Consider the following 20,841-nt stretch of genomic DNA (forward strand, 5'->3'; position numbering starts at 1 on the left):
GTGCAAAGTAAACATAACGCGCAAAAATAAGCTAACTACCTAATCTTTGTAATGAATTCTCACATTTTTTGATACTCAGCTAAAAGGGATTCCCAAATCTTATTAGAATCAAAATCTTTTATCACTCTTTTCCGACCATTTACTCCATGTTTTAGTTTTAATTTAGGGTCAAAATAATATTTAATTAAAGTTTTATATAGCGCATCAACATTCATGTAAGGTACTAAAAATCCCGTTTCCTCATTTATTACTGCGTCACTGAAACCTGGAATCTCATAACCTATCACTGGTATTTCAAGAGCATTTACTTCTGTTGCAACTAATCCGAAACCTTCGCGTTTAGTGGGTAATAATAGCACATCAAAATAGATCATGTATGACTCGGGTGCTGTTTGATCGCCATAATACAGAATATCAGTATCAAACGCTAAGTCAAGTTCCTTCATGTGTTTTCCGAATAGACCATTACTTTCATCTGGTCCTATAACAACACCTATTGTTTCGAGACTATTTTTTCTACATCGCGCTATAACATCCAAATATTCATAAATTCCCTTATCGTCAGAAACTCTCCCCACAAATCCAATGACAAATTTATTTTCGGTTTTTTGATCTAGATTCTTGACGTTCTTAAGAATATTCTTTGGATTGAATCGTGTATGATACTCAATCCCATTAATTGTTCCATTTTCTATAACACTAATTTTGTCAATGGAAGTGTATTCATTTTCAATAGCAAAGTCTCTAATACTTTTAGAAACTGCAAAAATTTTGGTGGCTAAGGTGCAGGTGAGTTTTTCCATATGATACAACAAACCTTTTTCAACTTGATTACCACGAATTGAAACCAAACCATGCATTTGATAAACAATGTTTTTTTTAAATAATACTCTAGCTGCAAGAGCCCCTATTAATGAGGCCTTGGGTGTATGAAGGTGAATAATATCAGGTTTTATTTTTATAAAAATCCACAATAGACAAAAGAAGGTATAAATATCATTGAACAAAGCAATATTCCGTTTAATTGGAGCATTAATAACCTTAATATTGGGTTCTCTTGTTTTAAATTTGGGATTAATTATCCTATCCGCAGGAATGACGACGGTAACCTCACATCCATGTTTATGCATATATTGCAATTGCCCTTCCATAAAGATATAGGCAGATTGTGGGGCAGAAAACACATGTAAAAGCTTCATGCGAAAGGAAGTTTATTTTAAATTTAACTCTTTTTTTAAAAATCGTACAATTTCAGAACTGCTATTATATCTTATTTCATTTACAAAATTGTTTAGTTTATCTCGTTCTTCTAAATAATAATTATCATTATTTAGTAAGGATTTTATCTCAGAAATAAACTCTTCTTGAGTTTTAGGTTTTGGTCCAGGTGTAAACTCGTCATAATTAAAGTTAAAACCACGTCCTTCATTTGAAGAATAACGTTTAATATCATATGGAAGAAATAATTGAGGCTTTTCTGTAATTAGATGATCTAGATATATACTTGAATAATCTGTTATTAATAAATCAAAACAATTTAGAACAGCATTAATATCATTAATTTTAACACTATTAATAAACTGTATTCTACCATCGGCTTTTTCTTTTATCAGACTTGTTTCTGATTGATGAAAACGAATAAATATTATCAAATTTTCTTTCTTTAAAAATGAATTCAATAATTCAATATCATAATCATCAAATGGGAATAATTGAGTTTCACCATAATCACGAAAAGTAGGGGCGTAAAGTATTATTTTTTCAAAATCGGGTAATTTGGGGTATAATTTATCAATCCAAATATTACGATCTAGTTGTTTTGATAAAAGATCATTCCTAGGTTGGCCCAAAACTCTAATTTTATCTTCGTTTACATCAAAACTCGAGGCATATAAGCTAATTAATTTTGATGACGGAGTAGTAATAAATGAGTAATTATTAGAGAAATATAATTTTGTATAAATTCTTTGAAGACGGGATATACTTTTGTCTAAAAATCCGATTCTTTTAAGCGGAACCCCATGCCAAACATTAAATATAATGCGACGTCTGCCAGAAAACAACAAATAAATTGGCATTCCTGCCGAGGTTATCCAAACACCAGCTTTTAAAGCGGTTCTAATACCTTTTAAGGTTTTTGTTTCAATAAAATAATCACCGTAGATCTCAGTTAACTCTTTTCTTTCTTTATCACCATTGATTACAAATTTACAGTTAATCTCAGGATGGTTTTCTAAAACATACTCAAATAAATATTTAGAATTATAGTTGAAAAATAAATTATAACTAGAAGAAAATATCCAAAAACTGGGGTCGGGTTTGATAAATAAATTTAAGATTTCTCCTAATTGATAGCGTACAAAAAGTTTGATTTTACTATATATTGAATATTCCATTTCAATTGTTAAAATACAATTATATATTTAGGCTAGTGTCACTATTTTTAGGTTCTATTCTTTTTCACGAACTCCATTAAAGAGTTCGGAATAAAAGCTTTCATCAAAATAGGAAGTGCGTAAAAGAATCCAAATTTTATTCCTAATCCTTTAAAAATCATTCTTTGTCTAATAAAACCATAGTATCTCACTTTAAAAGTACGTCTTGTTCCAGCATTCTTATCATCTCTCATCTTATATAACGGCTCTTCTAAATTATAACCTTTGTAACCATTTTTATAAAATGTATACCATAAATAGACATCTTGACCGCGTTCTGTATATTTATTTACAGTATACCCCCCTATCTCTTTCATAACGGAGGTCCTAATCATACACGGCGCATGAATATGTGGCGTACCGGTTTTAAAACTATCTATACTTGGGGTGGGATTCACTTTTGCGACACCCCAGTCTCCATTTTCATCAAAATAGATCATAGATGTACTCACTATGGCATACTCAGGATGTTTATCCAAGAAATGCATTTCTTTCTCAAACCTTGTGGGCAATGAAATATCATCACCATCCATTCTAGCAATATATTCGGTATCTGCATATTCCAAACAACGATTAAGTGAGGCAGCCAATTTGATGTTTTTCTCGTTTTTTAAGAGGATAATATTAGGATAACGATCATCATATTCTTTAGCGATAGCGTACGTCTCATCGGTAGAACCATCGTCACACAGCACCAATTTGAAATCCTTATATGTTTGAGCATAGAGCGAATCTATCGCCTCGCGCAAAGTAGGCTCACAATTGTAAATGGCCATGAGGATGGTAATACGAGGATTTGATTTTTCTTGCGTCATTTTATTTCAAAAACATTTGATCTGAAAATTGAAAGTGCGAAAATAGAAAAACTCCAAGTACTTTGTATTGATTTTTTCGGATAACATAGTTACAAATCGGACACATATTTAAGCGTATTCATAAAAATCAAAGTAAGTAAGCAAAACGATTATTAAAAGCGGAGGAACGTGAAATAAAATGCTGACTTAAAAACAATTAGGCCATGTTTCGATAAATATCTTCCAGTTTTTTTACGTTTTCGGCAATATCAAATCCTCCTTTTTTAATGGTATCTAATCTTTGTTCCGCATCTTCAGTTTTATTCTTAATTTTCATAAGAGTAGATGCCCAAATTTCCAATTCAGCATCCAAAGGTAAAAATTTAACCAAGTCCAGGCCTAAATCCACTTCGGCTGAGATTGTATCAGAAATTAAAGCCGGTAAGCCCACAGCTTGACTTTCTACCAAAACCACAGGAAAGCCTTCGTGTAGAGAAGGCATTAACATGGCATCGGCGCCTGCCATTAATTCAGGAATATCGGTTCGCAAACCCAACATTTCAATTACATCTTCTAAATTCTTTTCTGCAATCTCTGCACGGATTTCTTTTTCTAAAGGCCCTTGACCAATAAAGTAAACCTTAAAATCCAAACCCTTTTGTTTCATAAATTCTGCTAAATGAATAGTGAAGCTGTGGTTTTTAACGTCTTGCAATCGCCCTATTTGAACAATTTTAAATCCAGAAAATCCAAATTTCTCCTTTATATACTCTTTTTGATTTTCTCCTATTCTACTCAGTTTTACAGCATCTACTGCATTGGGCAACAATAAAACATCTTTCTGGTAAGGAAAAAGGAAGCTAGCTGCATCTTGACCGCAGCTAATATATTCAGTTGCAAAACGATTGATTCCCCATTTACTTATTAATTGATATGATTTTGAGACTACACCATTTCGCGCCTTGTCACTTGTACTATGCGCATGTGAAATTCGGTGCTTTATTCCACCTTCTTTGGCTGCCCACATATGGAAGACATTGCTAAGAAGTGTGTGCCCGTGTACTATTTTATATTCTGGATGATCAATCAGTAAGTTTTTTAATGCGAACATCCTTGCAATTGGATTTTGTTCCTGTATTATGTAGATCTTTCCTCCAAGTGATTTAATTTCGGAATCAAAGTCTCCTGGTTTATCTGAGAAAACCACAAAATCAAACTGGAACGCTTTACGATTAATAGCTCTGTAAAGATTCATAACCATTGTTTCGGCACCCGCGCGATCCATTTTACCAGATATATGGAGTATTCTTTGCATTCCTAGTTTAAATTTTCTCTTATGGGTGTATATAAATCTTTCAACTTCTGTATTGTACCTGTATTGAATTGCGATCTTCGAAAAAATGATTTAATTTCTTCCTTATCAAAACGTGCCATCAAATTAATATTTGTATTGCCTTTAATCCAATCATAAGTCTCCCGTACTTTGTGGTTATTGTTTTGAAAAACCAAACACGGCGTATTTGTAATATAGCAAAATATCATTCCATGTAGACGGTCTGTCACCACCAATTCAGCAGATTTAAAAGTATCCCAGATTTTAGCTAGCTCCGTTTCTCTCTCTTCTACATTAAGATTATTTTTATCGATATGCGTATCATAGTATTTCACAGCATCGAACCGGGTCTTTATTTGATTGGTAATAAATAACGCTTGATCTTCGGTTATATTTTTCTCTTTGTCACTTCGCATACAAATAACTGCTCCCCTCCTGTTCTGCATTGGTTTTTCCTTATCAAGACTGATTACGATATCTGGAGTAAGCAAGATGGTGGTTTTATTAAAATGCCCTTGCATCAATTTAAAAGAAGTTTTCTCTCTTGCAATAAAAAACATATTTGGATGCGCATTATATACTTTTTTCGCTATTCTCAAGGATTTTATTCCATTGGAGGTTTCTGCAAAATCAAAGGTTTGAGGAAAAGAAATGAATTTATTCTTTGGAAAGTATTTTACTGCTAATTGGCGAATGTACTCTATTTGATCATACATATCCCCTAAGTTTCCACCGCCAACAGATGTCACGATATCACCAGGTTTTATGTTTTTCTTCACAAAGTGAAGCCCCTCCAAACTTTGACTTATCGGAATTTCAATCACTTCAAATTCATCACCTAAATTATCCCTTAAAAATCGGGTTTGCGCATACGTAATGGCCACATCACCTAGATTACCATAGTCCGCGGCTAAAAATATATAGGCATGCTTTTTATTCTTGTTTACAGCGATATTTTTAAAATAATCAAAAGACTTAAAGCCTTGAAGAAAAAGTAAAATGGAATATTTTGTTCTGAAGTTTAAAATACTTGAAGGTATCATAAAGTAGTTGATTGATTAAATATTTTAGAAACCTTGTCAATCATAACGATTCTATATGCCAGGCTTAGACTATTTATATTCTTTGTGTAATTTGCTTTCAGTAAACTTTTAAGCTTTGTGGGTACGTTTTCTTTTGCAAAATTTATAATTTGAGTTTTAAAGGGTTTTTTAATGTTTGGATTATAATGTGCATTAAAAGTCAACTGACTACAGATACTCTCAATCATTTCCTTAGAAAATAAAGTATTATTCATACTTCTTAGGTATTCCTTTAAATATTTAATAGTATCTTCAGTTCTCAACAACTCTTCCATCCCCATAATTGATGGGGAAGCATTAAAACCAACTTTGGACTCATCCATTTTTTCTGAAAGCTTGACAATATGCGCCTTATCACCTCTTTTACTCGGTTTTTGTTGAGCGTATAAAAGGAAATGAGAATAAGAAATCATTGGAGCTATGGTTACTATATAAGGATTTATTAAATCGTCAAAAGAGGAAATAACAATCGGTATTCTAAAATCTATATAAAGCCGATCTCTCCATTCAATTAAAGTTTCAGTCTCAATTTTTGAAATTAAAGGTAAGTCCTTTTCTTGAATTTCTACAAAATCGTCAAGAACAAAGGATGTATAATTTCCATAATCTGTGAATTTAGGAATTCCAATATGGGCTCTAGACATTTTTTCATTTAAATCCAAGCCTTCAGTAAAAGGAATGTCCCCCCTAATAATAAACTTATATTTTTCGGTAAAGAGTTGCTCAAAAATTTTAAAATGATCTGTGTAGGCATTAAAATGATCTATTCTACAATCTCCATTTCGAATATAAGTTTCAAAAAAACTATCTAAATTCTCAATTTTAGATGGTAGGTAATAATCCTTTAAAGGTTTATTGTAAGCTTGGGCAATTTCGTTTGCGACTTTCTTATCATCAAAAACAGTTGGATCCTTTTTTACACCCCAATTCGCTAATGCTAGATCTTTATATTCTTTTAATTTATTTGAAATATAGAACAACAATCTACTATCATTTCCACCAGATAAAGGTAAAACCATATCTTGGACAAGATTGTTAGCTGATAGCTTTTCAAAAACTTGCTTTGTAAAATCAACATGTTTCTGTAAAAACTCCTTTTCTTTTGAAAAACTTATGTCCTCAATTGCATAAGCTCTATTTGTTTTTGAAAGCTGCCAATCCTTTAGAGAAAAAGCATATAAATTACTATGAATTACTTTTTTCACTTCGGAATCCCAAGCATTTTGAAAGCCCGTTGCCCCCGAAGATAAAAACCAACTAATGGTCTTGGGGTCTATTTTAAACGATTTTTTTAAAGATGTTATCAATAATTGAGAATTGGAAACTATGAATTTTTCTTCATCTTGATAAAACCATAAGGATTTGGATTCAAAGCGATCTACATTAAATGAAATAGACTGCTCTTCCCATTTAATTTTAAAATAAGAACCATCCTTTAGTGGCCCACTTTTATTTTCGACGTCTCTTGTATAACCAGATACAATCTCTGTGGTTTTTGAATTGATCTCAAATTCTGGATTTAAAACGCCAATAAAAGTATTAATAGATGCGTCCGGCTGTATAATTTCTAACTCATTTTTAATGTTGGGAGGCGCTATAAAAGAAAAAGATTTCCGGATGTTCTCTTTAAGATTGGATGGAGGTTTTTTATAAGCTATGACTAAGACTTTACTCATTTTACTTTTCTTAAAAAGTTAATCAATTTCATATTCTTAGAACGAATGAGTATTAAAAGTAATTTATCTTTATATGCCTGAGGAACAAAATTTTTAAACAATTCTTCACTTTTTGGATGTGAGCACATATATTTTAAGTAAGCTGTTTTTTTCGCCTGATTTAAACTGCTTTCGTTTAAGTTAAGTAAGCAATATTTAAAACCCGAAAAGAGTGTGGTAGATAAAAGTTCTTTTTTATTGTTTACACTCCAATCGAGCAAAAGTTGCTCCAATACTTCGTTTTTTTTTATGATTAATTCGAATAAATTATCTTGAAAGGATTTTGCCAAAGACAATGTTGGTCTACTTAAATAATGATAATAGCAGCCAGAATTAAAATAGATTTTATTTGAAGACATAAAAACAGGTGCATTAAATAAAAAGTCTTCACCCCAAGAAATTCCAACTGGAAAATTAATATTATTATCTAAAAGGAATTCTTTGCGATATATTTTGTTCCATACATAACCTAGCAATCCAATATGATATGGATCTAGTCGATTTTTCAAGTCGCCTTTACTTAGTTGTGTTAATCTAGGAGCTACTTCCTTAGAAGCAATTAAATCTCCTATAGTATTCTCATCATCCTGTATATATCCAAAAACAATTAGATCTAAATTTTCGCTGTCTAAAATCTTTAGATTTTCTTCTAAGAGTTGGGGTTCTATCCAATCATCAGAGTCCATAAAATAAACGAATTCACCTTTAGCCTTTTTTAAGCCATAGTTACGAGTGTCAGATACCCCGCTATTAGGCTTTTCGAAGATTTTGATACGTTTATCATTTTTAGCAAAATCCTCAGCTATTTTTTTACTGTTATCTGATGAACCATCTATTAAGACTAATAACTCGAAATCATCATAAGTTTGTCCCAATACTGATTCTATAGCTTTAGACAGGTACTTTTCAGCATTATAACAAGGAATTAAGACAGATATTGTAGGCATTTAATTATTTTATTAATTGATATTCCCGCATACCAAGTGATGTTTAATCCAGATTAGATTTTAAAAAGTCGAGCGCTTTAATCTTCTCCTTGTCCAAAATCTGATTTACCTTATCCCAGTTGATTTTGTTATTAATGATAGTATCTATTTTAACATGCTCTAAATCATCAGAAATTAATCTATCTTCAAGGTCAAACATACCCAGTAAAGACTCAAAACGCGCCATTCCTCTTTTTGGATTTCCAATGGAAATAAAAGGAACATTAAACATAATGGAAAAAGCAGTTCCATGAAAGGAGTCAGTAATAACGAATTTCGCATCTTGATACGCTCGCAACCATTCTACTGGATTGGGATAGGCGAAATCAGTGACATTCTGATTAGTTACTGGTTCAGACCCCAATCTTTTTTTAGGAAGGACTTCAAACATTTTTAGACCAAGCTTCTTTTCGGCATCGCGAATAATTCGCATTTTAGAATCTGATTTATCCAAAACATAAACTTTTAGATTGCCGTCAGAAGGTTTTGTTTTCTCTTGTGCGGCAATTTTTTTGTAATCATCCGTAGCAAGTAACATGGTGGGGTCAATTAGGTGTACAGCATCATTTCTGCCTAGATGTTTCTTTACCAAATCAATTCCAGATTTCTCCCGTACGCTAATGGCGTCAAAACGCTGTAAAAGTTCTTTACAGTCTTGCGTTTCCTCGTCTGTGAATTCCCAATCAGAAACCCCAAAGGAGGCTGCAAAGGATAGCCTCTTGATGTTACTTTTCTCTTTTGCAAAATCGAGAAAGTAATTTCTTATATACGGCGAATATTTAGGTCGCCAACACTGATCACTTCCAACAATATAGGCATCAAAGTTCATATTGTTTAATTTATACATTCCTTGGTTATCCTCAATAACTTCAGATAAATTAGGAATATATTTTTCCCTGAATGATATCGTCTCTTTGGAAATTATATCTTGGTGCCTTTTACTAATTACCTCTCTACCCAAGAGTTTCCCTTTAACTCTAGAGGCAATTTTCCGTAAACCTTTTGGCTTCCCTCCTCTTCTGTCTATTATAATAGCTTCGTGCCCTAAGGTATTTAAAACTTCTTTTAAGGCATAAGCTTGAAGTAAGCCTCCATAATTATCATGTAGCGGTTGCGTTAAGATTGCGATTTTTAGACTATTCTTCATTTCTATTTATTTAATTGACTCAACAACAAGAGTAACATTCCCTGAGAAAATTCACTTTTTCCAAAAAGACTTGAATAATGGTTGGGCCCATAAGTATCTCCAGAAGTTTCAAGGATACTACCATCTGAACCAAGGTAAGGTTTTAACTTATTCAAGACTTCATTTCTATTCATTTTAATATCTTTATGAAAGCTAAAGGAATACAAAAAAGCGGTGGTTGCTGAAGCATCAAATTTCCCATAACTTCCTGGGAACTGTTGCCAAAGTCCTTCAGGGGTTTTCAGCTTATCTAAAGAAGCCAAAACACCTTTAAATTCTTTCTCAAATTCTCCCGTTTGCTGATAATAATTGGATAGAGCGATTAAGTACCAACCTATGCCGCGCCCCCAATTTATCGATCCTACTTTTACCTTTGACGCTCTATGAACCGCGTGCGCCGGTAAAAAAGATTCTTTATCTATTCCATGATGAATATAGTAATCTAACTGAGATTTGACCAATTCCAATAAATTTTCATTTTCCCTATATTTATTATATTTTATAAGGAAAGGAACAAACATACCCAGGGTATCAAAAAAGACTACTTCCTGACCTTCTCGATAAGAGATAATTCCGTCTTCTCCCACAGATTTAATAACGTAATCATATAATTCCTCGGAAAAATAAAGGTATTTATCCTCCTTAAATTCTTCATAAAGAGTTAGAGCAGTTAAACCAAAAGGAAGTTGGTCTATTCTATTGATTTTAAATGTATTTTGGTTTTTAAAACCAATAAAATTATCAAAAACCTTTTTCAATTCTACTAGTTTCTCTTTATTTCGAGTTTTTACAAAAAATTCCGAAAGGCCATAATATAGATAAGCCCGCGGATAGTTGTACAATCTGTATTCCTTCGATTTTGAGTAATGCTTACTTTTTAGGAGTAATAACTCTTGTGTAAAACCCTTAGGTTCATTCCAATTCATCAAAGACTTATTAGTCTTTAAAATTTTCAGGCCCCTGTCCGCTATAACTTCAGGAGTACTTTCCGCTATATTGGTTATAGTTTTCCGTTCCTCTAATCTGTTTTTTATTTTTGGCCAGATGAATTTAACCGTATCAAAATAGAAAAATAAGATGTTTAGAACCAAAGAAAGAATAAGTACACTATATATGACTTCCATTTTCATGCTGCAAATTTATGTATTCCTAAGTTTAAAGGGAAATTACCGAATAAATATTGAAAACTAACGGACATATCCTTTTTGATAGTAGAAGAATTTAAAACTGTCAATGTTTAAGTTTTCTTACAATAGGTTGAAAAACTCTCATAGAAGCAAGATAGTAGGCTTTTGCAGGGATATTGTAATTTCGAACTTTAGCTTCATTGAATATATCCTTTGAAAAAACATAGTTGGCTCTATATTTTTTATAAAGTAAATGAGCTAGATATTTATTTTTGTTTTTAGCATAAATATTTAAATCAAAAACACTTTTATACAGCTCAAGTTTACCTAAAATATCCAAAGTAACCATAGTTCTGACACATTTTTCGCATTTAGAGCAATTTTTAGCGGTTGTCGCTAAACTAGCCCCTGCGTAGTCTGAAGTAACTAAGCAAACATTTAAATTATCATAAGAAATTTCATTGCTTGAAACAACTTTAGTTTTGTCAATCCTATTTTCGATTAATCCGGTAATATGAAATTCTAAGGAGTTTGTGGAAATTGCCTTGGAATTTAATAAGTCATAATTTGAAGGATCAGACTGTGTAAGTCTAAAATCATTTATACTAAAGGTGGAAGCGTAATAATAAGTTTTAAACAATTTTTGTAAAACCAAGACACAGGCAAAATTCCGAAAGGTGTGGGATTGGATATATGGAAATCTAAAAGTTTCATTAAGATTGGTGTCAACCCAAGCAAACCCTAAATTGTTTTGATTCGCAAAGGTATCCACTCGATTTTTCATGGCATCAAACAATTCTTTTGCTTTGTCACCTCCATAATTGCCATAGGCACCCGCATTGAAAAGTGTTAAGTAATTTAGTTTCTGAATGGAGCCATTTCCTTTGATAAGGGTGTAGAAGGAATCTATCCCAAAAGACATCGCCGTGCCCACAGCTGTAGCTTCTGGATAAAGGCTGTCATCTTCCAACTCAAACGAAAACTGTTCTGGTTGCGCTTTAAAACCCATCTCCTGAAAAGCGGGCAACAAAACCTCCAACAATCCAAATTTCAAGCGTTTGGAAACTGGCACATTAGATTTAAATTCCAAATTCTCAAAAACCGCATAAAAAAAGATAAATAGAATAAAAGCATCAGCATTTGATGTTGAGATATATTTTTCATTGGCTATATCTGTGGAAAACCACAATACTTGCAATTGGTTGTCTATTAAACAATCTGCTTTAAAAAAAACCTTGTCTTCGGCTTTTTCGATATATATGTTTTGTAATTCTATCATCCTGCTTTTTTCGCAATTATAATTTTTAGACCTATTTAAAAAAATTCAAAAATGTGAATTAATGGCCTTTTAAAGTTTTATTTTCAAAAGCAAAATCTACAATTCTTTTTGAACTTTGATTATCTAGATATTTAAAATATACATCTCTGATTTTATGTCGCTTTACTTGATAAGAATCTTCCCCAGTACTTAAAAAATGCTCTATTGCTTTCAAGAAATCATCCTGATTTTGGAATAGTTCTGTTGGCACCCAATTTTCATGATCGTCAAAATATAAGCCTTGTGTTTTTTTATATTCTTCTAAATCTTCTGCAATACAAAAGATAGGCTGATCTAAAAGCGAATAATCAATCATTACGGAGGAATAGTCAGTAATCAAAGCATCCGTACAAGCAAGGAACTGATAAAGTGACATATCTCGCTCATAAATCCAATCATTATTGATTAGTTTTATATTGCTTAAATAAGATTCATCTATATCGGTTGTAAATAACTGATGCGGTTTTACCAAACACAAGGCATTGTTTTCTTTTAATATTGCATTAAACCGTTCTGCATCAAAATTGCGCATTTGGAATATATTTTCTCTTTCTATTTTCTTTCCCGCGGGCATTCTATCAGTACCCTCCACTTCAGACCCCATAATTAATCTATACGTAGGCATCCAGATAATAAAATGCTTATAATTGCCGAGTTTTGATATTAATTTCTCTCTTAGTTTGCCCCTATCTTTTTGCGCATTGAGCATCATATCATTTCGTGGATAGCCGGTAATTACGACACTTTCTATAGGAACATCAAAAAATTCCGAAAACATATTACAAGAAAGGTCTGAAGTCCCAATGGTTAAATCAGCAGGAATACCGGTTGATCCTCTACCTCTTCCTTTCGCTATTTTTTTATGGCCAACCCCATGCCAAACATTAATCATTTTTTGGCGTTTAGAATTGGTATTATTACTTAAACTATAAGGATAAGTAAAAAAGATATATTTGGTAGTCAATGCCTTAAAAAGTTCTTTCGTTTTTTTTGAAGAATCTAAAATCTTTACCTCTGGGTTAAGAAATTTTTTAGCTTGATTTATATATTCCTTTGAAATTTCATAGTAAACAGGAGTAGAATAATTTTCTACAATATAATTGGCTAATGATATGGCATTATCTTCCAATCGATGATTTCCAACAATTATTACTCGATTGTATTTTGGTAAAACTTTCTTTAAGAAATTGATTCCTTTTATTTTACTCCGCCAATAAATTTTTTTAAATGTTGAAATCACCGTTTGCATTATTAATTTTATTTTAAAATCTGTTCTAAAATCCTTTTTTTACTTTTCATACCTCATTGGTGAAAATAGATATCTCTGATCTTTTGACGTTTTGCTTTTGTCAGTTCTTTCATAATTTGACTAATTGGCAAATGGTCTTTTATTCTCAGAGAAAAATGAATTTTAGATGTTATCTTTCCTTCCATTAATTTTTCACATCAATCACTTGTCCTGAAAAGCTGGAAAACAAGGTGTTTATAGCCGCATTTGCCACCTGTTCAGATTTTAAGAGCGTATGATCAGGTTCCTGTCCAAAATTCTTTACTCGCATCGGTGTTTTGGTACGTTCAGGATTGATACAATTAATTTTAACGTGATCCCATTCTTCACTCAAGGCCTGAGTTAAATTGACAATGGCAGCTTTTGAAGAAGAATACAAACTGTATAAACTTCTTCCACGAGTATAAGAACTAGAGGTGAATAAAAGTAAACTACCTTGGGTCTTGTTGAGATACTGAAAAGCTTCTTTTGCTACGTATATAGAGCCTAAATAATTCACATTCACACTTTTTTGAATATCTTCTAAGGCCATATTATGTAGCGCCTGTTTATCTAAAATTCCAGCCGTATTGACCACAAAATCAATTTTACCTTCTTCTTGATACACTTTCGAAAATGCATTGCGGATGTCCTCAATATTGGACACATCCGTATTTGTAGTACTTCTACTAAAGGAATGTACTCTTGCTCCATTTTGAGTCCCCAAATCATCAATATCTTTTCCTATTCCGTAACTACCGCCAAAAACAACTATAACTTTATCTTTAAGTCCAATTTTACTGCTATCTGTTAACTCAGCTTTGGAATCTGCAATAGACCGAAGTTGAAAAAGTTTATCTAATAGAAAAATATCTTCCTTATAAGTCAATTTCATATTATAGCCTTCACCCTCTACAACATAAATGTCCTCCTGTGGCAAATATGTTTTTACAACACCGCAATCATCGGTAGCCTTAAAGTTTGGATCTTTTAAAGCTATTTCATAGGCGTTTTTAATAGTTTCTATTTTAAAAGCCTGAGGCGTCTGTCCATTATTTAAACGACTACGATCAGGGATGTTTTGAATAAGGCTATCCTTTACTTCAATAATAGTATCAGTAGTTTTAACGGCCACATCAACTGCATTATATGTTTTTAATGCCTCAATACAATCTGAGACTATTCGGCGACTGACCAAAGGCCGAACAGCATCATGAAAAATCAAATTGACATCTTCGCCTTCATAGGCATTAATAGCTGCAAGACTGGAATCATATCGCTCAGCCCCTCCTGCCAAAACTTTTTTGACTTTGGGATATAAATTATCAACCAATATTTTTTCAGTGTCTCGAATATAATCTGGATTAGTAACAATTGCAATTTCATCTATTTCCGGATGTTCTTCAAAAACTTCTATGGTATGTTCAATCACCTTTTTTCCGGCAATCTTAATAAATTGTTTGGGGTGTTTAGCGCCCAATCGAATTCCTTTTCCACCGGCTAAGATGATGGCAATGGTTCTTGACATGATTTTAATCTTTTGAGAATTGAAATAAAAATATTTTAAAAGTTCTTTTTTCTTAGTTACTTTTATTGGGCTCTTAAATGAGCCAATAATCGTTCTGCACTTTGATCGTCTTGATGTTTAAAAAATTGATCTCTTAATTTTTTCCGTTTTGCACCGTAGGTATCTGTTCCATTTTCCAAGACATTTTGAAGGTGTTCAAAAAAAGCATCTTGGGTTCTAAGAATTGGTGTTGGCATCCATGCTTCCAAATCATCAAAAACAAAACCACGTTCAGCTTTGTATTTCTCAAAATCACTGCTTAGGCAGATAATAGGTTTGTCAATTAGTAAATAGTCGATAATAATGGAAGACACATCAGAAATCAGTGCATCGGTACAAGCCGCTAAATGATATAGAGTGATACCTTGATCCCACAACCATTGGTCGTTAATGAATAGAATATTGCTTAAATCTTGTGATACATCTTTTTGCATGGAAAAAGGATGTGGTTTTACAATGCACAAGGTGTTTTTCTCTTTTAATAACTCATTAAATTTTTGCGCATCAAAGTCCTTAACCTGAAACGCATTATCCACAGAAGTTCCATGGGTAGCATGAGACCCTATAAAATCTTGTCTTAAAGTCGGTAGCCAAATAAAAACTTTGTCATAATTTAATAAATCCCCTTTAATCTTTCTTTTCCAGTTTTCTTTGTCTTTATGGATGCGCACCAAGATATCATTTCTAGGATAACCAGATTGCGTTACACTATCGAGCGGCACTGCAAAGGCTTTTGAAAAAATACCTTGTGTCAAAGGAGAAGTTCCAATTGTGATATCCGCAAAAACGCCACCTGTTTTTTTGTACTTCAAGTTGCCAATACGCTTATAAGGAATGCCATGCCAAATATTGATCAGTTTTTGATTTTCTATATAATATCGGGGGTGTTTCCAGTGCGCAAAAACGCAATATTTACTTTCTATAAATTTTGATTCAAATAACTTTCTGTGATTTTCATTTAGAACAATGGCCTTGGAACTTACTACCTTCTCAGCTGCTGCTACTAATCGTTCAGGAATCCCATAATAAACCGGTTTACCTGAATGTTCAGCGAAATAATTAACGGCTTCAATTATATTTACTTCTAAGTTCCAAGGGTCTGAGAAAAAAAACTGTTCTTTCTTGGGTGTTTTTTTAGAAATACGCCTTATTCGTTTTATTTGTTCATATTCCAGTTTGTTTTTAATTTTTTGCAGTAATTTCATTATAAAACTAGTTATTTATAATATCAAACTCTTAGTGAAGGTAAATCAAAGCTCACTGCCTTGAATTCGCAAATATATCCAATTATAATGATTTATATTATGTGTATTTTTTTATTAAAGCATGGCGACAAGTTGAGGATTTTCAATCAAGAAATAGCTCGAATGTTTAATATCTAATCATTTCGTCTACGCAACAACTCGCAACTTATATTTATAATTTTGTTAAAAACCGGTAGCTTTAAAACAAAACTCCCCACTCATAGGCAGATCAACACCTATTACTTTTTCTCAAAAAACTAGTCTTTATCTAAAACTTTCTTTAAAGCTGAAGTGGAAATCCCGCGAGTTCTTGGAAAGTAACGGACTTCACAAAATTCATTTAAGTGATCGAATTTTCCTTCCCAGTCGCTACCCATTACAAATACATCCACATGATGAGTTTGTACATCATCTGCTTTTTGTTCCCACGTATTTTCTGGAATTACAAGATCAACATAAGGCAGCGCCTCTAATAGCTGCTTGCGTTTTTCATACTTAATAACACAGACTTTGTCTTTACCCTCATTAAAAGTATCGGTTGATAAGCCTACAATAAGCCTATCCCCTAGTTGCTTGGCGCGTCTTAAAATCTCTAAATGGCCGTAATGCAAGAGGTCAAATGTACCATAGGTTAGTACGGTAGTATAATTCTTTTTGAAAAGTTCATCGAAGTCTAAGTTGATGGCTTTTTTATCTTCTCTTACCAATAAGGAAATTAACTCTTCTAATAAAGGAAGCTTCTTTCTTAAATCTTCGGAGATAATGGAGTCGATTAACTTTAAGGTTTTAATTCCCTCTAGAACTACAGAATTCTCTTGAAAGGATGCATTATAAAATCCTTTTCCAATTAAGAGGCCTAGCGTACGATTTCTACTTAAGTCGTTAAGTGCGGTTAAGGAAATATCACCAACTCCACAACTTAAATCCATAGTTTCGGGCTTCCCTCCCATGGCTTTGAGAATGATTTTTATTTCGGAAAAAGCTTTGGTCAAAAATAAAAAGCGTGTGTTGGCAGCGTTGTATTTGGCATCAATTTGACCCAACAAGATGGCGTAAATATTCTTTAAGGCACTTAATAGCTCCACGCCTCTTATATCCGTTGTAAAATCCAAATAGATATTCGATTTTGAAAACGCAGCTTCCACTTTGGTAAGTTGCGCTTTATTTTCAAAACCTAGCGTAACAAGTGTTGGGGCAGAATTGATCATTTCTACGCTAAAAGAGGCTCCTTTTAAGGTGATAATGTTATCACACTCCAGTTTTTCTCTTAAATACTCAACGATGGTTTGTCCTTCGTCAAAAAGTCCTTTAGCTACATTGACAATAAGACATTCTGGATTAAGATATTTCTTTAGGGAAATTGTGATTTGTGGAATACTCTTGGTGGGAATAGCCAAAAACACCAACTCAGCAGCCTGCAGAGAAGATAAATCTGTAGAAGCTATTAAATTATGTGGCAATCTTTTATTTGGAAAATACTTTGAGTTGAAATGGGTTTTATTAATTTCGTCTTTAACTTGCTCATCACGCACCAAAATTGTGACTTGGTTTATATCGTTTTCCGCAATTTCGCAGGCCATAGCAGTTCCAAAAGACCCACCGCCAAGAATTGTAATTTTCATAATTTAATTGATAAGGTTTAGCTTCACTAAAAAGCGAATGCAAAAGTAAGGTTTTTATAGGAACTCGTTTGAAGATGTTGACAAGATTGCTATTTGGACTAAATTATAGTTTCAAGATCTCCTCAGTCACACGCTTACTTGAGTTGCCATCCAAGTATTTATGAAATTGATTTTTAAAAGCATTATAACTTTCTTTATATTCCTTATCCTCCATCCAATCATTAGTTGTTATTCTCTCTAATAACTCTTCTTCTTTATACATAAAAGGTTTTGGTAATATTTCCTCTAAGTCATAATACATAGATCTGCAACTTTCAAGATACATATCTAAGTCGTACATATAAAGTAAAACAGGTTTATCCATAATTACAAAATCAGTTATAATACCACTGTAATCAGATATCAATAAATTTGTGATTAGGAGTAATTCTTGGGGATCTTTAATTATACTTGAATAATCCTTAATATTAGAATAATAAGAAGGAACTATTAAATGCTTATCCCATGGATGTTTCTTAACGATAAAGACCTCATTGTTTTTTACTAAGTGGTCATTTAACTTTTTCCAGAAATTATCAGAAAAGGGAGATGTAGTTGCTTCATCTCTAAAAGTCGGGGCATAAGAAATAACCTTGTCATAATTTTCTAGCTTATATTTTTTGCGCAGGCTGCGAAAATAATCTTTCTCTTTAAAAAACACATCGTTTCGAGGAGAGCCTGTAATTCGCGCATTTTCAACTTGGAATGAAACATTTTTTCTAATAGTATCAGACTCTGAAGTTGCAACAACTAATTTAATCTGAGGAGATAAGTTCTTGACAACTCGAATATAATTTTCAGTATGATTAGTTAAGAGAACAATATTCTTAAATCCAGTGCCATGCCATAATTGAATGATTGAAAACTGACCATTTTCTAATAAAGGATCAAAAACTATCATATCAAGTATGATATGTTCGGCCCGTAAAATACTCCAATAACTTGATAAAGTGTTTCTTTTTACCGTTAACCCATTTTCTTCTTTTGGTATTACTGCGTCTTTATTCCCCAAAAGAACCAAAGCATAATCGATCTCTGGGTGATTATTCTCAATGTATTGTAATAATGCTAAACTATTTCCTGAAAGAATGTTCTTACGATCGTGCGTAGGAATAAAAACAAAGTAATTCCTTTTTTTGGGGATAATTCTTGATAAAATTGGTGCTGAAGTGGCTACTGCTTTTTGGAATAATTTCGCTTTCCAATTCATAAATCTAAATTATTAATTAGCTTTTTCTTTAAAACACTGTTTTAAAGAAATCAGATTATTTTCGCTTAGTTCCAAAGGGCTTAAAACATTTGGTGGTTTGGGCCAATCTTGATCCTGATACTGCTGCCCGTCAAATTCAATCGGCTTTTCATATCTTGGTATCACGTGAAAATGCACTTGATAATCGACCATCATCAATGCTAAATAATTAATCTTATCTGGATGGAAAGTTTTTTCTAATAGCGTTTCAACAAGTTTAAAGGCTTCGCTGAGCTCTTTTCCTTCAAGTTCGGTTAATTCTCCAAGATGTGGACATGTACGATCTAAAGACAAGATTAAAGACCCCAAAGTTACTTGTTGAGGCCGCAAACTAATGACCCAAGAGCCCGTTTTTTGTAATTGAAATTTTTCAATTTGAAATTTTTCTCTAAACGCTTTCATGATTTTTATTTCTTTAAAAGTTGATTCAATTTATTTCAATTTGTAGAAGCTATTTCTCTTATAAAAGGAGAATATTGAAATTCCACGCTAAGATTAAAATTTTTGGCTCTAGTTTAAACTGGCTATTATAATAGCCATATCCGATTTTCGACATTTTGTAACTTTTTAGCCCCAATAAATATCGAGAGGGGCAAGAACAAAAGGTCGAAAATTCAATCATTTCCACCCCGACCCTAAAGGGAATAATTGAATTTTCTTCTATTGGACTAATTTGAAACCTTCGAAATATCAATTTATACCGAAATATTAACGGGAAGCTAAACTAGAGCCAAATTTATCTAAGCAACATTATGTTCTTTTTTTAAGGGAATCAAAAGTTTTTGGACCTAATAGGAATCGTACCCAGAAGCTAAAATTCTTTCGTTCCATTTTTAGCGGATAAGGAATATATTCTCTGTAAAGCTTTAATATTTCCAATCTATTAAAAATATCCAAGCCGTGATATAACATTCTAAAGCTAAATTTCTGTTTTTCCTGTACAACAATGTGGCTGTAAAGGTACTTAGAATTTTCATTAAATAAATCTCGACTTTTCTTATGATTATATAAACGCTTACGCATCCATTTTTTTTGTTCTTCGTTGGTGCCAAACCTTCCGTGATTGGTAGAACCAGAAACACCTACTCTATAAACAGCCATCGGCTCACCCCCAATATAACCGATATTTCCGTGCAAAGCACAGATCATTTGTACAGGATAATCCCCTATTGGAGATTGAGAAACCCATTTGGGATAGTTATTCACTAGTGATGCTTTTACCAATCGACTAACGGTTCGAGCATATTTACCTTTTATAAATTCTTCGGATGTATATTTTATATCATCAGGTGCTCTGGGACCAACAATCTTATCCACTTTATTTTTGGTCATAAATACATGGCGTACCGAATGATAGCACATGCTACAATCAGGATTGTCCTCCATAAAATCCACTTGCTTTTGCAATTTTAAAGGATCTGTCCAATAATCGTCGCCTTCACAGAAGGCAATATATTTGGCCACTTGTCTGGCCTTAAAATAAGGTTGAAGCACCTCCCTACGGTTTTCCTTTCTATATGTATTTATCGATTGACAAAAAGCAAATATTAAATCGGGATATTTTTTTTCGTACTCATTTATGATACTCGCCGTTTTATCTGTAGAACAATCTTCAAAAATGACAATTCTAACTGGAAAAGTTGTTTTCTGCATTAAAATACCATCTATGCAATCTCTAATATAAGGCTCGTGATTATAGGTTAGTGTAGCGGTTGCAACAAAAGGTAAAGTACCTTCTGGCCATTTTTGCTCTGATATGGCAATGGGGTTAGGTAATGAATCGTGATTATGTTGTTGCTTTTGATTCATTTTTTTAGTTATTAGAGATTTTACGTATGCTATATTTTCTATTTTATTTATCAAGCTCTAAATACATC

At 32.7% G+C, this 20,841-nt stretch carries 17 protein-coding genes; all 17 read right to left on the bottom strand.

The window, feature by feature from the left end; genetic code table 11:
* Positions 1-59 precede the first annotated feature (59 nt).
* Positions 60-1,199 carry a glycosyltransferase gene (locus G440_RS0115910; protein WP_026452204.1) on the bottom strand — a complete coding sequence of 380 codons (1,140 nt, stop codon included), beginning with the start codon at positions 1,197-1,199 and terminating at the stop codon, positions 60-62.
* 12 nt (positions 1,200-1,211) lie between these two features.
* Positions 1,212-2,396, bottom strand: a complete 1,185-nt coding sequence (locus G440_RS0115915) for a CDP-glycerol glycerophosphotransferase family protein (protein WP_034259776.1) — start codon at positions 2,394-2,396, stop codon at positions 1,212-1,214.
* 47 nt (positions 2,397-2,443) lie between these two features.
* Positions 2,444-3,250, bottom strand: a complete 807-nt coding sequence (locus G440_RS0115920) for a glycosyltransferase (RefSeq protein WP_026452206.1) — start codon at positions 3,248-3,250, stop codon at positions 2,444-2,446.
* Between the two features lie 196 nt (positions 3,251-3,446).
* Positions 3,447-4,544, bottom strand: a complete 1,098-nt coding sequence (locus tag G440_RS0115925) for a glycosyltransferase (protein WP_026452207.1) — start codon at positions 4,542-4,544, stop codon at positions 3,447-3,449.
* A gap of 2 nt (positions 4,545-4,546) precedes the next feature.
* Entirely contained in the window at positions 4,547-5,605 is a 1,059-nt protein-coding gene (locus G440_RS20195) for a polysaccharide pyruvyl transferase family protein (RefSeq protein WP_026452208.1), read from the bottom strand.
* Complete coding sequence (locus tag G440_RS0115935; protein ID WP_026452209.1) at positions 5,602-7,320, bottom strand: hypothetical protein; 1,719 nt, start codon at positions 7,318-7,320, stop codon at positions 5,602-5,604. Before G440_RS0115935 ends, G440_RS20195 begins: the two co-directional genes overlap by 4 nt.
* On the bottom strand, positions 7,317-8,306 hold the full coding sequence (locus G440_RS20820; protein WP_051285430.1) for a glycosyltransferase family 2 protein: 990 nt from the start codon (positions 8,304-8,306) through the stop codon (positions 7,317-7,319). The genes G440_RS0115935 and G440_RS20820 overlap by 4 nt, the downstream gene beginning before the upstream one ends.
* Positions 8,307-8,349: 43 nt before the next feature.
* Positions 8,350-9,492, bottom strand: coding sequence for a polysaccharide pyruvyl transferase family protein (locus tag G440_RS0115945; RefSeq protein WP_034259779.1), 1,143 nt, complete (start codon positions 9,490-9,492; stop codon positions 8,350-8,352).
* Between the two features lie 2 nt (positions 9,493-9,494).
* Positions 9,495-10,655, bottom strand: a complete 1,161-nt coding sequence (locus G440_RS0115950; protein ID WP_169718971.1) for a glycoside hydrolase family 88 protein — start codon at positions 10,653-10,655, stop codon at positions 9,495-9,497.
* Positions 10,656-10,761: 106 nt separating this feature from the next.
* A complete protein-coding gene (locus G440_RS0115955) occupies positions 10,762-11,937 on the bottom strand; it encodes a hypothetical protein (protein ID WP_026452212.1) in 1,176 nt (391 codons plus the stop codon).
* A 58-nt stretch (positions 11,938-11,995) separates the two neighbouring features.
* Positions 11,996-13,225, bottom strand: a complete 1,230-nt coding sequence (locus tag G440_RS0115960) for a CDP-glycerol glycerophosphotransferase family protein (RefSeq protein ID WP_026452213.1) — start codon at positions 13,223-13,225, stop codon at positions 11,996-11,998.
* A 184-nt stretch (positions 13,226-13,409) separates the two neighbouring features.
* Entirely contained in the window at positions 13,410-14,771 is a 1,362-nt protein-coding gene (locus tag G440_RS0115970) for a bifunctional cytidylyltransferase/SDR family oxidoreductase (protein WP_026452214.1), read from the bottom strand.
* A gap of 62 nt (positions 14,772-14,833) precedes the next feature.
* The gene (locus G440_RS0115975) at positions 14,834-16,015 is read right to left on the bottom strand and encodes a CDP-glycerol glycerophosphotransferase family protein (protein WP_026452215.1); all 1,182 of its coding nucleotides are present in this window, start codon (positions 16,013-16,015) and stop codon (positions 14,834-14,836) included.
* 296 nt (positions 16,016-16,311) lie between these two features.
* Positions 16,312-17,676 carry a glycerol-3-phosphate cytidylyltransferase gene (tagD, locus tag G440_RS21520; RefSeq protein ID WP_157418034.1) on the bottom strand — a complete coding sequence of 455 codons (1,365 nt, stop codon included), beginning with the start codon at positions 17,674-17,676 and terminating at the stop codon, positions 16,312-16,314.
* Positions 17,677-17,779: 103 nt separating this feature from the next.
* A complete protein-coding gene (locus G440_RS0115985) occupies positions 17,780-18,925 on the bottom strand; it encodes a CDP-glycerol glycerophosphotransferase family protein (RefSeq protein ID WP_026452217.1) in 1,146 nt (381 codons plus the stop codon).
* A gap of 12 nt (positions 18,926-18,937) precedes the next feature.
* Positions 18,938-19,366 carry an HIT family protein gene (locus G440_RS20205; protein WP_051285431.1) on the bottom strand — a complete coding sequence of 143 codons (429 nt, stop codon included), beginning with the start codon at positions 19,364-19,366 and terminating at the stop codon, positions 18,938-18,940.
* Between the two features lie 348 nt (positions 19,367-19,714).
* Complete coding sequence (locus G440_RS20210) at positions 19,715-20,773, bottom strand: glycosyltransferase family A protein (RefSeq protein WP_051285432.1); 1,059 nt, start codon at positions 20,771-20,773, stop codon at positions 19,715-19,717.
* Between the last annotated feature and the right edge of the window lie 68 nt (positions 20,774-20,841).

It is taken from the genome of Aequorivita capsosiphonis DSM 23843 (assembly GCF_000429125.1).
In the GTDB taxonomy this organism is placed as follows: Bacteria; Bacteroidota; Bacteroidia; order Flavobacteriales; family Flavobacteriaceae; genus Aequorivita; species Aequorivita capsosiphonis.

Bases quoted from the DNA above. Each gene is read 5' to 3' on its own strand.
- G440_RS20210 (WP_051285432.1), bottom strand. From the start codon at position 20,773: ATGAATCAAAAGCAACAACATAATCACGATTCATTACCTAACCCCATT.
- G440_RS0115950 (WP_169718971.1), bottom strand. From the start codon at position 10,655: ATGGAAGTCATATATAGTGTACTTATTCTTTCTTTGGTTCTAAACATC.
- G440_RS0115935 (WP_026452209.1), bottom strand. From the start codon at position 7,320: ATGAGTAAAGTCTTAGTCATAGCTTATAAAAAACCTCCATCCAATCTT.
- G440_RS0115970 (WP_026452214.1), bottom strand. From the start codon at position 14,771: ATGTCAAGAACCATTGCCATCATCTTAGCCGGTGGAAAAGGAATTCGA.
- G440_RS0115915 (WP_034259776.1), bottom strand. From the start codon at position 2,396: ATGGAATATTCAATATATAGTAAAATCAAACTTTTTGTACGCTATCAA.
- G440_RS0115975 (WP_026452215.1), bottom strand. From the start codon at position 16,015: ATGAAATTACTGCAAAAAATTAAAAACAAACTGGAATATGAACAAATA.
- G440_RS0115945 (WP_034259779.1), bottom strand. From the start codon at position 9,492: ATGAAGAATAGTCTAAAAATCGCAATCTTAACGCAACCGCTACATGAT.
- G440_RS0115925 (WP_026452207.1), bottom strand. From the start codon at position 4,544: ATGCAAAGAATACTCCATATATCTGGTAAAATGGATCGCGCGGGTGCC.
- G440_RS0115910 (WP_026452204.1), bottom strand. From the start codon at position 1,199: ATGAAGCTTTTACATGTGTTTTCTGCCCCACAATCTGCCTATATCTTT.
- G440_RS0115985 (WP_026452217.1), bottom strand. From the start codon at position 18,925: ATGAATTGGAAAGCGAAATTATTCCAAAAAGCAGTAGCCACTTCAGCA.
- tagD (WP_157418034.1), bottom strand. From the start codon at position 17,676: ATGAAAATTACAATTCTTGGCGGTGGGTCTTTTGGAACTGCTATGGCC.
- G440_RS0115955 (WP_026452212.1), bottom strand. From the start codon at position 11,937: ATGATAGAATTACAAAACATATATATCGAAAAAGCCGAAGACAAGGTT.
- G440_RS20205 (WP_051285431.1), bottom strand. From the start codon at position 19,366: ATGAAAGCGTTTAGAGAAAAATTTCAAATTGAAAAATTTCAATTACAA.
- G440_RS20820 (WP_051285430.1), bottom strand. From the start codon at position 8,306: ATGCCTACAATATCTGTCTTAATTCCTTGTTATAATGCTGAAAAGTAC.
- G440_RS0115920 (WP_026452206.1), bottom strand. From the start codon at position 3,250: ATGACGCAAGAAAAATCAAATCCTCGTATTACCATCCTCATGGCCATT.
- G440_RS20195 (WP_026452208.1), bottom strand. From the start codon at position 5,605: ATGATACCTTCAAGTATTTTAAACTTCAGAACAAAATATTCCATTTTA.
- G440_RS0115960 (WP_026452213.1), bottom strand. From the start codon at position 13,225: ATGCAAACGGTGATTTCAACATTTAAAAAAATTTATTGGCGGAGTAAA.